Origin of the sequence: Nocardiopsis baichengensis YIM 90130, assembly GCF_000341205.1 — a bacterium.
GTDB lineage: Bacteria > Actinomycetota > Actinomycetes > Streptosporangiales > Streptosporangiaceae > Nocardiopsis_A > Nocardiopsis_A halophila.
This window is the reverse complement of the sequence record NZ_ANAS01000001.1, coordinates 90,142-103,813: the sequence shown is the minus strand read 5'-3', so window position 1 is coordinate 103,813 and position 13,672 is coordinate 90,142. Positions and strand designations below refer to the sequence as shown.

Annotated in this window: 12 protein-coding genes; 7 read left to right on the top strand and 5 right to left on the bottom strand. The window is 73.9% G+C overall.

Features of this window, described 5'->3' with window-relative positions; genetic code table 11:
* Positions 1-43 precede the first annotated feature (43 nt).
* Positions 44-1,615, bottom strand: coding sequence for a sodium:solute symporter family protein (locus C892_RS0100460; protein WP_017555549.1), 1,572 nt, complete (start codon positions 1,613-1,615; stop codon positions 44-46).
* Positions 1,616-1,839: 224 nt separating this feature from the next.
* Here C892_RS0100460 and C892_RS0100455 point away from each other — a divergent pair, with 224 nt between their 5' ends.
* Complete coding sequence (locus C892_RS0100455) at positions 1,840-3,405, top strand: PucR family transcriptional regulator (protein WP_017555548.1); 1,566 nt, start codon at positions 1,840-1,842, stop codon at positions 3,403-3,405.
* 228 nt (positions 3,406-3,633) lie between these two features.
* Here the strand turns inward: C892_RS0100455 and C892_RS0100450 are convergent, their stop codons facing one another.
* Complete coding sequence (locus C892_RS0100450) at positions 3,634-4,260, bottom strand: TetR/AcrR family transcriptional regulator (RefSeq protein WP_017555547.1); 627 nt, start codon at positions 4,258-4,260, stop codon at positions 3,634-3,636.
* A 515-nt stretch (positions 4,261-4,775) separates the two neighbouring features.
* Here C892_RS0100450 and C892_RS0100445 point away from each other — a divergent pair.
* The 3 genes from C892_RS0100445 to C892_RS0100435 all read left to right on the top strand — a co-directional run bounded on the left by C892_RS0100445 (position 4,776) and on the right by C892_RS0100435 (position 9,006).
* Positions 4,776-5,903 (top strand): S1 family peptidase, encoded by a 1,128-nt coding sequence (locus C892_RS0100445; RefSeq protein WP_017555546.1) that lies wholly within the window; start codon positions 4,776-4,778, stop codon positions 5,901-5,903.
* A gap of 197 nt (positions 5,904-6,100) precedes the next feature.
* The gene (locus C892_RS0100440; RefSeq protein ID WP_017555545.1) at positions 6,101-7,195 is read left to right on the top strand and encodes a Zn-dependent alcohol dehydrogenase; all 1,095 of its coding nucleotides are present in this window, start codon (positions 6,101-6,103) and stop codon (positions 7,193-7,195) included.
* Positions 7,196-7,266: 71 nt separating this feature from the next.
* On the top strand, positions 7,267-9,006 hold the full coding sequence (locus C892_RS0100435; protein ID WP_017555544.1) for a class I adenylate-forming enzyme family protein: 1,740 nt from the start codon (positions 7,267-7,269) through the stop codon (positions 9,004-9,006).
* 10 nt (positions 9,007-9,016) lie between these two features.
* Here C892_RS0100435 and C892_RS0100430 read toward each other — a convergent pair whose 3' ends face one another.
* Complete coding sequence (locus C892_RS0100430; RefSeq protein ID WP_017555543.1) at positions 9,017-10,207, bottom strand: acyl-CoA dehydrogenase family protein; 1,191 nt, start codon at positions 10,205-10,207, stop codon at positions 9,017-9,019.
* An 87-nt stretch (positions 10,208-10,294) separates the two neighbouring features.
* On the opposite strand from C892_RS0100430, the gene C892_RS0100425 reads away from it, so the two are divergent.
* Positions 10,295-11,395, top strand: coding sequence for an acyl-CoA dehydrogenase family protein (locus tag C892_RS0100425; protein ID WP_040685202.1), 1,101 nt, complete (start codon positions 10,295-10,297; stop codon positions 11,393-11,395).
* A gap of 105 nt (positions 11,396-11,500) precedes the next feature.
* Positions 11,501-12,166 (top strand): hypothetical protein, encoded by a 666-nt coding sequence (locus tag C892_RS0100420; RefSeq protein WP_017555541.1) that lies wholly within the window; start codon positions 11,501-11,503, stop codon positions 12,164-12,166.
* 21 nt (positions 12,167-12,187) lie between these two features.
* Here the strand turns inward: C892_RS0100420 and C892_RS0100415 are convergent, their stop codons facing one another.
* Both C892_RS0100415 and C892_RS0100410 read right to left on the bottom strand, forming a co-directional pair.
* Positions 12,188-12,373 (bottom strand): DUF397 domain-containing protein, encoded by a 186-nt coding sequence (locus tag C892_RS0100415; protein WP_017537318.1) that lies wholly within the window; start codon positions 12,371-12,373, stop codon positions 12,188-12,190.
* A complete protein-coding gene (locus C892_RS0100410; RefSeq protein WP_017555540.1) occupies positions 12,370-13,182 on the bottom strand; it encodes a helix-turn-helix domain-containing protein in 813 nt (270 codons plus the stop codon). Before C892_RS0100410 ends, C892_RS0100415 begins: the two co-directional genes overlap by 4 nt.
* A gap of 183 nt (positions 13,183-13,365) precedes the next feature.
* Between C892_RS0100410 and C892_RS0100405 the strand changes: the two genes are divergently transcribed.
* Positions 13,366-13,581, top strand: a complete 216-nt coding sequence (locus C892_RS0100405; RefSeq protein ID WP_017555539.1) for a hypothetical protein — start codon at positions 13,366-13,368, stop codon at positions 13,579-13,581.
* Positions 13,582-13,672: the final 91 nt, after the last annotated feature.

The following is a 13,672-nucleotide window of genomic DNA, read 5'->3' as shown; positions in this document are numbered from 1 at the left end:
TGTCGGGTTCGCTGTCGGTGGAGCGCGGGAGGGGCGGGCCGGGTCAGCCCGCCCCCTCCTGTGCGGCGGCCGGGCTCGTCCGGTCGCCGGGGCCGGGGGCGGGCCGCTCGTGCGCGTCCGCCCCGGCGTCCGCGCCGTCCCCGGGCCCGGCCCCGCCGCGGACGCGGCGCTGCCAGGCGGCCAGGACGGCGGGGTCGGTGGGCCTGGTGGCGAGGCTGACCGCGACGTAGGCGATCAGCGCGGCGCCCAGGCCGTAGTAGATGGGCTCGTTGGCGAGCATCCCCTCGGCGGCCATCGTGGCGACGACGGTGACCGATCCGGTGAGCATGGAGGCCAGGGCCCCGGCGCGGGTGCCGCGCTTCCACACCAGCCCGCCGAGGACGGCCACGAGCAGGCCGCCGACCAGGATGTTGTAGGCGACGGTCAGCCCGGCGACCACGTCGTCCACGAGCAGGGAGACCCCGATGGTGCCCGCGCCCAGCACCAGCGTGGTGATGCGGTTGGAGGCGACCCCGTCGCGCCCGCCGCCGGCGTCCTGGCCGTTCTCGCCGCCGGTGTCGTTCCCGCCGCCCGTGCCGCGCCGCCACAGCCGCCGCACCTCGGGCATCAGGTCGGTGGAGGTCACCGCCGAGCAGGCGATCAGGGCGCCGCTGGCGGTGGACATGACCGCCGAGAGGGCGGCGGCCAGCACCAGCCCGGCCAGGCCCGTCGGCAGGGTGTCGGCGACGATGACGGAGAAGGCGTCGTCGGGGTTGTCCAGGCCGGGGAAGAGCACCGCCGCGGCGGTGCCGATGAGCGCGCCGGCCACGGCGTAGACCAGGCAGTAGATCCCGGCGCCCAGCCCGCCGCCGGTGACGGTGGCGTCGTTGCGGCCGGTGAAGACCCGCTGCCAGATGTCCTGGCCGATGAGGATGCCCAGGGAGTAGATGAGGAAGTAGGTGAGGATCGTGCCGCCGCCGATGGTGAACGGCGCGAAGTGGTCGGGTCCCAGCGATTCGCGCATCCCGGAGAACCCGCCGGCGTGCCAGACGGCCACGGGGGTCAGGACCAGCAGCAGGCCGAAGGTCTTGATGAGGAACTGGGCCATGTCGGTCAGCGTCACCGACCACATTCCGCCCAGGGCCGAGTAGGTGACCACGATCGCGCCGCCCAGGACGACGGCGACGGCGCGGTGCATGTCGAACAGCCCGCTGAACACCGTGGAGAAGGCCAGGGTCGAGGGCACCGTGAGCATGAAGGTGTAGCCCCACATGACCAGGCCGGACACCGCGCGGGAGTTGCCGCCGTAGCGCAGGTCGAGCATCTGGGCCACGGTGTAGACCCGCAGGCGGGAGATGCGGCGCGCGAAGAAGGCGTGCAGCGCGATGATGCCGGCGCCGATCGCGCCGACCATCCAGGCGCCGGACAGGCCGTAGGTGTAGCCCAGGCCGACGCCGCCGATGGTGGAGGCGCCGCCCAGGACGACGGCGGCCATGGTGCCCGCGTACATGAACGGGCCCAGCCTGCGGCCCGCGACCAGGTAGTCGGAGCGGTCGCGGGTGCGGCGCATGCCCCACCAGCCGAGGGCGACCATGCCCGACAGGTAGAGCGCGATCACCGCGAGGTCGATCGTCATGGGGGCTCCTCGAACGGGGGAGTGTCCTGGCCTACGGGGGTCCGAGACGCGGATCACCGGATTCCTGCACGTTAAGGCCGCATAAGCTGGCCCGTAACTGGATGTTCCGTACAGTCCGGTCCCTATTCCCTGGTCGTTCGGTCTCGTTCCCCCTCCCCCGGCCCCTCGTCGGTGACCTGCGGGAAACACGCGCCCGGGGAGCGGGCGGACGGAGAGGGGGGCCGGTGCACGGTGACGGGAGCGTGCCGCTCAAGAGCCTGCTGGACCGGCGCGACCTGGGGCTGCGCGCCGTGGTGCTGCCCGAGGGGGAACCGCCGTCGGTGCGCTGGGCCGCGGTGAGCGAGCTGCGCGACCCGGCCCCCTACCTGATCGGCGGGGAGCTGGTGCTGACCGCCGGGGTGAACATGTCCACCGACCCCGCCGACCTGGAGGAGTACGTCTCCGGACTGGTGCGGGTCGGCGCGGGCGCGCTGGGGTTCGGGGTGACCCCGGTCTTCGACGAGGTCCCGGGCGGCCTGGTGGAGCGGTGCGCCGCGCACGGGCTGGCGCTGGTGGAGGTGGCCCGCACCACGCCGTTCGTGGCGGTGGGGCGCGCGGTCGGCGCGCTGGTGGAGGAGGGACGCGTCGAGGCCGTGCGCCGGGTGAGCGAGGCGCACCGGGCGCTGGTGCGGTCGGTGACCGCGGCCGCCCCCGCCGAGCGGGTGCTGTCCACGCTGGCCGGCGCGCTGGACTGCTGGGCGGTGCTGCTGGACGGGCCGGGGGCCGGCGCGCGGCTGGGCGCCGCCTCGCCCCCCGGGGAGCTGGGCGCCGAGGTGGCCGAGCTGGCCGGGCGGCTGCGCCGCCCGCGGGGCCCACGCAGCGCCAAGGCGGTGCTCGGCGGTGACGAGGTGTTCCTGCACGCGGTGGGCGAGCCGCCGCGCGAACAGGGCGTGCTGGTGCTGGGGCGCCCCGAGGCGCTGGACATGGCCGAGCGGGCGGTCCTGGGCACGGCGGTGGCGCTGCTGGGGCTGCTCTCGCGCGGGACGGCCTCGGCGGCGCCCGGCCCCCTGCTGTGCCGGCTGCTGCTGGACGGGCAGGGGGCGCCGGGGCTGGGGCCGATGCTCGCCCCGCTGGCCGGCCGGGCGGCGGAGAACGGCGCCGGCGGCGCCGGCGGCACCGACGACGCAGCCCCGGAGGGCGGCTACCGGGTGCTGCACGCGGTGCGCGCCGGGCGGGGTCCCGCGCCCTCGGCGGCGGACGCGGCGGCCGCCCTGGGGACCGAGGTCGCGGACCCGGGGACGCCGGGCGGCCGGGGGCCGGTGCGGGCGGTGGCGGCCGACCTCGGGGACGCCCGGGCGCACGCCGACGCGCTGGACGACCTGTACCGCCGGGGGTGGCTGGGGGCGCTGAGCAGGCCGGTCCCGGTGCAGGAGCTGCCCGAGGCCGACCGGGAGGCGGCCGCACTGCTGGTGCGGGCGCGCGCTGCGGCCCGCCCGCTGGTGGCGCAGGGCGGGGAGGACCCGTTCGAGGCCGTCATCGACCCGGCGGCGGCGGAACGGGCGGCGGTGGGCCTGCTGGGGCCGCTGGCGGCCGAGACCGAGAGCGCGCGCATGCTGCGCGGGACCCTGCGTGCATGGCTGGCCCGGAACGGCAACTGGGACAGGACCGCCGCCGACCTGGGCGCCCACAGGAACAGCGTGCGCTACAGGATCGGAAGGATCGAGAGGGACCTGGGCATCGACCTGTCCGACCCCGAACAGAGGATGCGGATGTGGTTCGCCGTGACACGCGCGGGCCAGGCGACGGGCTAATACGGAGTAGCAGGTACCCCGCTCCGGCCCGCCTGGCGGGCGGCGGTCCGCAGGGGCGCTGGGTCGTGTCCGTGTCCGGCGCCGTGGTGCGGCTTGCGCCCTCTCCGTTGTTGATCTCGGGGAAGTCGGCCTTGTACCGGCCGGTACAAGGCCGACTTCCCCGAGATCAACAACGGGCCTGCCCGCGGGGGTGTCCGCCGGGTCCCCGACCGACCTGTCGTTGCAGTACTAAGGCCTTCCCGATCCGGTGTACCGCTCCGCTCCGGCCAGGGCCAGGGAGACGATGCGTTCGGTCAGGGTCTCGGGGGTCTCCTCGGGGTGTTGGAGGAGCCAGTCGGTCAGGGCGTCGGCGGCGCCTGCGGCGAGGTGGGCCAGGACCTCGGCGTCCTTCTGGGAGACCAGGCGCCCGCCGTCCGGGGCGGCGGTGCCCGTGACCACCAGGGAGGTGATCTCCTCCATCACCCGGCAGCGCGCCTGGAAGACCTCGCGGGAGAAGGGCTCGCCCTGGGTCCGGGCCTGCTGGTAGAGGACCACCCAGCTCTCCCTGTTGTCGGCGACGAACTGGAAGAACGCCCGCAGCCCCGCCCACAGGCCCTCCTCGGGGGCCGCGCGGCCGGAGACGCCGGCGCGGACCGCCTCCACCAGCCGGTCGGCCTCGCGGCGGATGCACGCGGTGAAGACGCCCTCCTTGGAGCCGAGGTAGATGTAGACCATCGGCTTGGAGATGCCCGCCTCCTCCGCGATCTCCTCCACGCCGGCGCTGTGGTAGCCCCGGCGGGAGAAGACGCGGATGGCCGCGTCGATCATCTGCTGCTCGCGGACCTCCCGGGGGAGCCGCCTGTGCTTGGTGCCCACGGCGCACGAGCCTATCGAGGCGCGCCCGCGCCGGCCCCGGCCGGTCGGCAGGGCCGAAGGTCCGCACGAGGTCCGCACGAGGTCCGCACAGCGCCACCGGGGTACCCGGTTGATTGCACTCCGTATACAGCGATTGGCCTGATCCGGCCAGGAAACCCCCCTGGATATGCCCCCCGTCGCCTTTTATGGGGCCCATTGCGACCGGCCTGACCTGAGGAGATAAGGCGCAGCTAAAAGCCGATCGCCGAGTTGGACCGGTGCGCCCGAACGCGCGCCGTCCGCTGTTCCGATGTATCACGAGCCGCGCCTCAGCTAGGCACGTTGTGCAACAACCGTGTTGCTCAGCGGAGGATTCGCTTATAGTCGCCAACTGTTTACCGATCGTCCGGTGGACATCCGCCCGGCCCACAAGGCCGGGTTGCCCCGGGACGCCCGCCGTTGCGGCTCCGGCCGCCAGCGGCGGCGTCCGAACCGCTCGACCCGTTCGATTCTCCCCACCGCAAGGAGTAAGGAACGTGCGGAAATCCCCCTGTATTCGCATCCTCGGCGGATCGGCCCTGGCCCTGGGCCTGATCGCCGCCGCCCCCGCCGGCGCGCAGGCCGACGCCTTCCCTGAGGGCACCGAGCCGCTCGCCGAGGCGATCGAGCGCGACCTCGGCGTGGCCTCCGGCCAGGCCGACGAACTGCTCACGGCCGAGGAGAGCGCCCGCTCCCTCGAGAAGGAGGCCGAGAAGGCCGCCGGCGAGGCGTTCGCCGGCGCGGTCTTCGACACCGAGACCCACGAGCTGACCGTCTCGGTCGCCGACCCCTCCGCCGTTGAGGCGGTCGAGGCCACCGGCGCCGAGACGCGCGTGGTCGAGGCGAGCCAGGACGAGCTCGACGCCGCCATGGCCGACCTGGACGCCGCGTCCGAGGACGGTGTGTCGGAGGAGGTCACCGGCTGGCACGTGGACCTGGAGTCCAACACCGTCGTCGTCGAGGCCCTGGAGGGCTCCGAGGACGCGGCCGAGGACCTCATCGCCGACGCCGGCCTGGACTCGGCCCCCGTGGTGGTCGAGAAGGCCGACGCCCAGCCCGAGACCTTCGGCGCCATCGTCGGCGGCGACGCCTACTACCCGGGCAACAGCCGCTGCTCGATCGGCTTCTCGGTGCGCGGCGGCTTCGTCACCGCCGGGCACTGCGGCAGCACCGGCACCTCCGTGAGCGGATCGGCCGGCGAGTCGGGCCGCGTGGCCGGCTCGGTCTTCCCCGGCCGCGACATGGGCTATGTGCGCGCCAACTCCGGCTGGACCCCCAGCCCCTACGTGAACAACTACCGCGGCGGCCGCGTGGCCGTGCGCGGCAGCAACGAGGCCTCCGTCGGCGCCTCGGTGTGCCGCTCGGGCTCGACCACCGGCTGGCACTGCGGCACCATCCAGGCCAAGAACCAGACCGTCAACTACCCGCAGGGCACCGTCCGCGGCCTGACCCGCACCACCGCCTGCGCCGAGCCCGGCGACTCCGGCGGCTCGTGGCTGAGCGGCAACCAGGCCCAGGGCGTGACCTCGGGCGGCTCGGGCAACTGCTCCTGGGGCGGGACCACCTTCTTCCAGCCGGTGAACCCGATCCTCAGCCAGTGGGGCCTGTCCCTGACCACCACCTGACCCCGTCCCCCTTCCCCTGCCTCTGACCGGCGGCGGCGCCCCTGCGGGGCGCCGCCGTCCGGCGCGTGCGGGCCGGACGGCACCACCCGCCGCACCGCCCACCCTGGTGAACCGACCGGTCGGTCTTGTAGGCTCGCGCACACCCGGGGCGCGGCCCCTCCCCGTGCCCCACGCCACGCACGCGCGGGAGACACCACATGAGCACCACCGTCCGGGCCGCCCTGTTCACCTCCGTCGGTGAACCCCCCGCCATCGAGCGGGTGGTCCTCCCCGACCCGGGTCCGGGCCAGGTACGGGTCCGGCTGGCCGCGGCGGGGGTCTGCCACTCCGACCTCTCCCTGTCCAACGGCACGCTCCCCCAGACCATGCCGGCCGTGCTCGGGCACGAGGGGGCGGGCACGGTCGAGGCCGTCGGGGAAGGCGTCACCGCCGCCGCCCCAGGCGACCAGGCGGTGCTGAACTGGGCCCCCGCCTGCCGCACCTGCTGGTTCTGCACCAATGACGAGCCCTACCTCTGCGAGCGCTCAGGGGACGCGGCGCGCACGCCCTACGCCTCCCTTCCCGACGGCACCCCCGTGCACGCCGGGCTGGGCACCGCCGCCTTCGCCGAGGCGACGATCGTCCCCGAGAACGCCCTGGTCCCCCTGCCCGACGGGGTCGACCCCGCCGCCGCCGCGCTGCTGGGCTGCGCCGTGCTGACCGGGTGGGGCGCGGTCGCCAACTCCGCCGACGTGCGCCCGGGCCAGTCGGCCGCCGTGATCGGCCTGGGAGGCGTCGGACTGGCCGCCCTGCAGGCCGCCCGCAGCGCCGGGGCCGACCCGCTCATCGCCGTCGACGTGTCCACCGCCAAGGAGGAGCTCGCCCGCGCGCTGGGCGCCACCCACTTCGTCACCGCCGGGGACGCCGCCGCCAAGGAGGTGCGCGGCCTGACCGAGGGCCGGGGCGTCGACCACGCCTTCGAGGTGGTCGGCTCCTCCGCCGCGGTGCGCAGCGCCTGGAGCATGACCCGGCGCGGCGGCACGACCACCGTCGTGGGCGTGGGCTCCAAGGACGACCGGGTGTCCTTCAGCGCCCTGGAGCTCTTCCACTTCGCCCGCACCCTGCGCGGCTGCGTCTACGGCTCCTCCGACCCGGCCCGCGACGTGCCCCTGCTGGCCGGGCTCGTCCGCGACGGCTCGCTCGACCTGGCCTCGATGGTCACCGACGAGATCGGCCTCGACGGCCTGCCCGACGCCTTCCTGCGCATGCGGCAGGGGCGCGGGGGCAGGTCCCTCGTCCGCTTCGCCCCCTGACCCGGGGCGGGGCGACCGCGGTTCCCTCCCCGCCCTGCCCCGGGCGGGGCCCGACCCTAGGGAGTGTGCGCATGACCGAACCCCCCGTCCAGCGACCGGTGCGCGCGATCGGCGCCGTGACCGCCCGCCTGCTCCATGCGGGCAGCCCCTACGAGATCGAGATCGCCGACGTCGCCGGGGTCCCCACGCGGGTGTGGAAGAACGCCGTGCCGACCCTGCGGGACGCCCTGGAGGCGGGGAAGGCCTTCGGCGACGCGCCCGCCCTGGTCTACGGGGACGAGCGGCTGACCCACGCCGAGTTCTACCGGCACGCCGCCACCATGGCGCGGCGGATGGCCGAGGAGTACGGCGTGGGCAAGGGCGACCGGGTGGCCCTGGCGCTGCGCAACTACCCCGAATGGGTGATCGCCTACTACGCGGCCGCCTCGATCGGCGCGATCCTGGTCCCGCTCAACGCCTGGTGGAGGCGCGAGGAGCTGGAGTTCGGGCTCACCGACAGCGGGGCCCGGCTGCTGGTCGCCGACGGCGAGCGCATCGCGGAGCTGGGCGGGGCCCCCGCGCGCCTGGGCCTGCCGGTGATCGCGGTGCGCGCGCAGGGGGCGCTGCCGGAGGGGGCGCGCCCGTGGCCGGAGGTGCTGGGCGCGGTGGAGCCGGACGCCGAACCCCCCGCGGCCGAGCTGCACCCCGACGACCCGGCGAACATCTTCTACACCTCCGGCACGACCGGGCGCCCCAAGGGGGCGGTGGGCTCGCACCGGAACATGATCTCCAACCAGATCTCGGCCGACTACGCGCGCATCCGCTCGCTGATGCGGCTGGGCCTGGACATGCCCGACGCCCAGGCCTTCCTGGACGCGGTCGGGGCGGCCACCGTGCTGTGCACGGTCCCGCTGTTCCACACCACGGGCGCCCAGTCGGTGATGTACCCGGCGCTGGCCAAGGGCGGGGCGCTGGTGCTGATGTACAAGTGGGACCCCGAGGAGGCGCTCCGCCTGATCGAGCGCGAGCGGGTCACCGCGATCACCGCCGTGCCGTCGATGATCGCGCAGATGCTGGCCTGCCCCCGGCTCGACGAGTACGACCTGACGAGCCTGCTGGTGCTCTCCAGCGGCGGCGCCCCGGCGGCGCCCGCCCTGGTCTCGCGGGCCCGGTCCGGGCTGCACGAGCTGATGCTGGGGCAGGGCTACGGACTGACCGAGTCCTCGGCGATCGCCACGGTCAACGGCGGCAGCGACTACCTGCTGCGGCCGGACAGCGCGGGCCTGCCGGTGGCGGTGGTCGACATCAAGGTCGTGGGGCCGGACGGTACGGAGCTGCCTCCGGGGGAGGTCGGCGAGGTCCTGATCAGCGGGCCGGGCATCGTGCACGGGTACTGGAACCGCCCGAAGGAGACCGCGGAGACGTTCAAGGACGGCTGGCTGCACACCGGCGACCTGGGGCGCCTGGACGAGGAGGGCTTCCTCTCCATCGTCGACCGCGCCAAGGACCTGATCATCCGCGGCGGGGAGAACGTGTACTGCGCCGAGGTCGAGGCCGCGGTGCACGAGCACCCGGCGGTGGGCGAGGTCGCCGTGGTGGGCGTGCCGCACGAGGTCCTGGGCGAGGAGGTGGCGGCGGTGGTCGGCCTGCTCCCGGGAACGGAGCTGACCGAGGAGGAGCTGCGCGCCTACCTGGAGCCGAAGCTGGCCGCCTTCAAGATCCCCGCGCACATGCGCATCGTCACCCGGGAGCTGCCGCGCAACGCGGCGGGCAAGCTGCTCAAGAAGCGGGTGAAACAGGAGTTCGGGCTGGCCGGGGACGGGGAAGCGTAGGGGCCTCCCCTCATGAGCGGCGGTCCCGGGGCAGACCGAGGACGCGTTCGGCGATGATGTCGCGCTGCACCTCGTCGGTGCCGGCGTAGATGGTGTCGGCCCTGGAGAAGAGGAAGAGCCGCTGCCAGCGGTCCAGCTCGTAGGGCGGCCCGGAGGCGAGCGCGCCTCCGGGGCCGGCCACCTCCATGGCCAGCTCGCCGAGGCGCCGGTGCCACCGCGCCCAGTGGATCTTGGAGATCGACGCCTCGGGCCCCGGGACGCCGTCGGCCAGCCCCGCCATGGTGCGCAGCGCGGTGGCGCGCATGGCGCGCACATCGATCCACGCGCGTGTGAGGCGGTCGCGTAGGAGGGGGTCGCGCGCCGCCCCGTTCGTCCGGGCCCGCTCGGCCAGCGCGCGCAGCTCCCGCTCGTAGCCGACCTGCCGTCCGAGCGTGGAGACGCCGCGTTCGAAGCCCAGGGTGGCCATGGCGACGCGCCACCCCTCCCCCGGTTCGCCGACGATGTGGTCGGGCTCGGCGCGCGCACCGTCGAAGAAGACCTCGTTGAACTCCGATGTCCCGGTGAGCTGGGTGATGGGCCGCACCTCCACGCCGTCCTGGCGGAGCGGGACGAGCAGGAAGCCGAGCCCGTCCCTGCGCGTCGATCCCGGGTCGGTCCGGGCCAGGACGAAGCACCAGTCGGCCTCGCGCGCGTGGGAGGTCCACACCTTCTGGCCGTGGACGCGCCAGTGGGGGCCGCCGGGCCCCTCGCGCCGTTCGGCCCGGGTGGAGACCGCCGCCAGGTCGGACCCGGCCCCCGGCTCCGAATAGCCCTGGCACCACAGTTCCTCTCCGCGCCTGATGGGCGGCAGGAAGCGGTGCCGCTGCCCGGGGGTGCCCAGGGCGATGAGGGTGGGGCCGAGGAGTTCCTCGCCGATGTGGCCGACCCGCGCCGGGGCGTCGGCCAGAGCGTACTCCTCGTGGAAGGCGACCTGCTGCCCGATGGTGGCGCCGCGCCCGCCGTGCTCGGCCGGCCAGCCGATGCAGGTCCACCCGGCGGCGGCCATCCGCCGCTCCCAGGAGCGGCGCAGCGCGAAGGCCTCGTGGTCGCGGCCGGGGCCGCCCGTCCCGCGGGCGTCGGCGAAGGCGCCGGCGAGGTTCTCCTCCAGCCAGGCGCGGATCTCGCGGCGGAACCCGGCGACCGGGTCGGCTTCGGCGGTCATGGGCCCCCTCTGGTCCGCGGCGGCGCACACGGCTAACCTAGCAAACGATTGGTAGGTGATCGAGGGCCGTGTGCCCGGGAGGCCGAGATGCGTTTGCGCGCCGAGCACGCCGAGCTGCGCGACACGGTGCGGCGCCTGTTGGCCCGCCATCGCGGCGCGGCGGCATGGCGGCCCCTGGCCGAGCAGGTGGGGGCGTCCGGACTGGCGGTGCCCGAGCACCTCGGCGGCGGGGGGTTCGGTCCGCTGGAAGTGCACGTGGTCATGGAGGAGCTGGGACGTGCGCTGGCGGAGACCCCGTTCCTGTCCTCGTCGGTCCTGGCCGGGCAGGCGCTCGTGCAGTGCGGCCCGTCGCCTCTCCGGGACGCCTGGCTCGGCCGCCTGGCGGAGGGGACGGCCACGGCGGCGCTGGCGTGGGCCGAGGACGGCGGCTTCGACCCGACCGGCCTCACCGCGCGCGCAGAGCCCGCGAACACGTCCCGCCCGGGGGCCGGGGAGGGCCCTTGGAGGGTCACCGGCCGCAAGCGGCACGTCCTGGGGGCCGGAGACGCCGACCTCCTCGTCGTCGCGGCGTCGACCGCGGACGGCCCCGCGGTCTTCGCAGTCGACCCGCGGGCCGAGGGCGTATCGGTGGCCGAGCACGTCCCCGTGGACCTGACCCGGCCCCAGGCCGACACCGTCCTCGACGGCGCTCCGGCGCACGCCCTCTCCCTCAGCGGAGAACGCATCCTGTGGGACGTCCTGACAGCGGCGTGCACGGCACTCTCTGCCGAACAGGTCGGGGGCGCGGCGCGCTGCGTGGAGATGACGGTCGCCTACGCGGGGACACGGGAGCAGTTCGGGCGGCCGATCGGCTCGTTCCAGGCGGTCAAGCACCGCTTGGCCGACATGTACGTGGCTTTGGAGAGCGCCCGTTCGCTGTCCTATGCGGCCGCGTTCGCGCTGGACGACGGCTCCCCTGAGGCGTGGATCGACGCCTCGGCGGCCAAGGCGGCCTGCTCGGAGGCCTACCGGGCCATCGCCGGGGAGGCGATCCAACTGCACGGGGGCATCGGGGTGACATGGGAGCACGACGCCCAGCGGCACTTCAAGCGCGCGCACGGATCGGCGCTGCTGTTCGGCACGCCCGAATGGCACCGGCGGCGACTGGCGCCCGTCCTAGGGCTGGACGCGGTGGCACCCCCGCCCTGACCGATTGCGGCAAGGGGGGACACACCGGCACGACCGCCCTGACATGGAAGAATCATGCCCCGACCGACACACCGCGCATGTACCGACGACTCGGGAGTCGACGGGATGACCGTGATCGAAGGCGTCCGCGCGCGCCCCGGCGGACGGCGCGCCCTGCGGTTCGAGGCGACGGGCTACCGTGCCGATCCGCGCCCGGCCGTGCGGTTCTTCAACCGCGTCTTCTCCGCCTGGCCGATGTTCACCGCCGGCGTGCTCCTGGCCGCCTCGATCGCGGCGGCGCTCGCCCTCGACCCGTCGGCCGTCGACGAGCGGCTGCGCACAGCCGTCATCGCGGTGCTGGTCGCCGCCCTGCTGTACCTGGTCGCGGGGCTCCTCTACCACCAGGGCGGCGAGATCGTCGGCGAGCTGCTGGGCTCTTTGCTGGTGGGGCTGCTGCTGGGACTGCTGGCGGTGTGGGCGGCCGTGTGGCTGTTCCTGCTGCCCTTCCCCCGGCTCCGGCGACGGGCGTCCGCATGGTGGAAGGGGCGCTGGCCCGACGAGGAGCGCCGCCCCAAGTGGCGCTCGCGGGCCGCGTACCAGCGCGTGCCGTTCGCCGAGCTGGCGTCGGGGAGCATCACCTACGACGGCCAGGGCGACGTGGTGGCCACCGTGCGGTTCAAGGACGGCAGCGAGGTGGTGTACACGGCCCGGGGCGAGTCGGGGGAGAAGCTGGACCGCGAGTTCCGCAGGGCACTGGGCAACCGGCTGGGCGCCGGCCGCCGGACACCGTGAGGGCCGGCGGCCGCAGCGCGCCTACCCGGTGCGCTCCTCCAGCCCTCTCAGGAACGCCTGCCATTCGGCGCACGGGAACGCCAGGTGACCGAGGCCGGGGTTCCTGCTGTCGCGGACGTGGACGCGCTGCACGGCCAAGCGGGACTCGACGCAGTTCGTGTCCCCCTTGCTGAAACTCGACTTGCGCCAACCCGTCTCGCTGATCATTCGATCTCTCCTTGCACCTGTTCCATGAGGGCGAGCGACTGCTCGGGGGGCAGTGCCACTCCCCTCAGATCCGCCATCAGCGCCATGTGCTCATCGACGAGTTCCTGGTCGACGACCACACCGCCGCCGGAGCGGGTCTCCTGGTAGAGCACCAGGTTCGACTCGGGGAGGCGGACGAGTTTGAAGCCCCCCTCCAAGCCCGGATGGTTCAAGGTCGCGGCGGGCACCACCAGCACCTCCGCCTGCTCCCACGAGGCGATGGCCCGCAGATGATCAAGCTGCCCCTTCATTGTCGCAGGGCTTCCGACTCGTCTGCGCAATACCGACTCGTCCAGGACGACGCTGAGGAAGGGGGCCTCCTCCCCTTGGAGGATGGCCTGCCTCTCGACGCGCTCCTGGACCTTGCGGCCGACATAGGACCGGGGCGCCCTCCTGTCTCCGGCCTCGATGGAGGCCCGAGCGTAGTCCTCGGTCTGGACCAGGCCCGGCACGAGCAATGGATGGTACTCCTGGATCTCCAGCGCCCGACGCTCCAGAAGCGGAAGCTCTCGGAACCACTCCGGCGGTTCATAGGCCTTGAAAGCGTGGTCCCATGCGGTGACCAACCGCCCCTCAGCGGTAAGCACACGGTCGATTTCGACCGCAAAATCCCTTTTCGGTCGTTTCTTTCCGCATTCGAAATCGCTGACCGTGCTCTGGGAAGCGAGAACGGCCGCAGCCAGCTCCTGCTGTGAGATCCCTGCACTGACACGGGTCCGACGCACCTCGGCACCGAACCTCTCCATCGCGGTGAGTCGGTTTACCACCATGGATCTGCTTTTACCATCCACTCATCGCGCGCAACCGCCCTCTACGGAGAGATCAAGGCGCTCAAAGCGATACATGGATCTCACCGGTTCGCGATGACACGGTAATCGCAGAAAAGGCCCCGGCGACCGCACCACCGGCCCCGGGGCGTGGTCTCACCCGGACAAACCAGAGAGGCGAGACGAATGGACGATATCCCACTGGCCGCGGACTCGGAGTACCAGGCCGCCATCGCCCGTGTCGCGAACAAGGCCGCCGTCTACGGCCTGCGACTGACGCGCCGCCCCACGCCCGTCGGGCAGCTCTACACCCTGGCCGACCCGAGCGGCCGCCCGCTGACACGGCGGCCCTACCTGGCCGACATCCAGACCACCCTGCGCCGCCTGGGCATCGACGCCTGAAATCGACGCCTGGAGCCGGGCTGCTGCGCGGCAGGCGAGGGGGCCGCGCAGCAGCCCTTTCCTTCCCGGGCACGCCGCGTTCGCGGCGAAG

Excerpts from the sequence above, each read along its gene's own strand:
- C892_RS0100410 (WP_017555540.1), bottom strand. The coding sequence starts at position 13,182 with ATGGTGGTAAACCGACTCACCGCGATGGAGAGGTTCGGTGCCGAGGTG.
- C892_RS0100420 (WP_017555541.1), top strand. The coding sequence starts at position 11,501 with ATGACCGTGATCGAAGGCGTCCGCGCGCGCCCCGGCGGACGGCGCGCC.
- C892_RS0100425 (WP_040685202.1), top strand. The coding sequence starts at position 10,295 with ATGCGTTTGCGCGCCGAGCACGCCGAGCTGCGCGACACGGTGCGGCGC.
- C892_RS0100460 (WP_017555549.1), bottom strand. The coding sequence starts at position 1,615 with ATGACGATCGACCTCGCGGTGATCGCGCTCTACCTGTCGGGCATGGTC.
- C892_RS0100405 (WP_017555539.1), top strand. The coding sequence starts at position 13,366 with ATGGACGATATCCCACTGGCCGCGGACTCGGAGTACCAGGCCGCCATC.
- C892_RS0100430 (WP_017555543.1), bottom strand. The coding sequence starts at position 10,207 with ATGACCGCCGAAGCCGACCCGGTCGCCGGGTTCCGCCGCGAGATCCGC.
- C892_RS0100435 (WP_017555544.1), top strand. The coding sequence starts at position 7,267 with ATGACCGAACCCCCCGTCCAGCGACCGGTGCGCGCGATCGGCGCCGTG.
- C892_RS0100415 (WP_017537318.1), bottom strand. The coding sequence starts at position 12,373 with ATGATCAGCGAGACGGGTTGGCGCAAGTCGAGTTTCAGCAAGGGGGAC.
- C892_RS0100440 (WP_017555545.1), top strand. The coding sequence starts at position 6,101 with ATGAGCACCACCGTCCGGGCCGCCCTGTTCACCTCCGTCGGTGAACCC.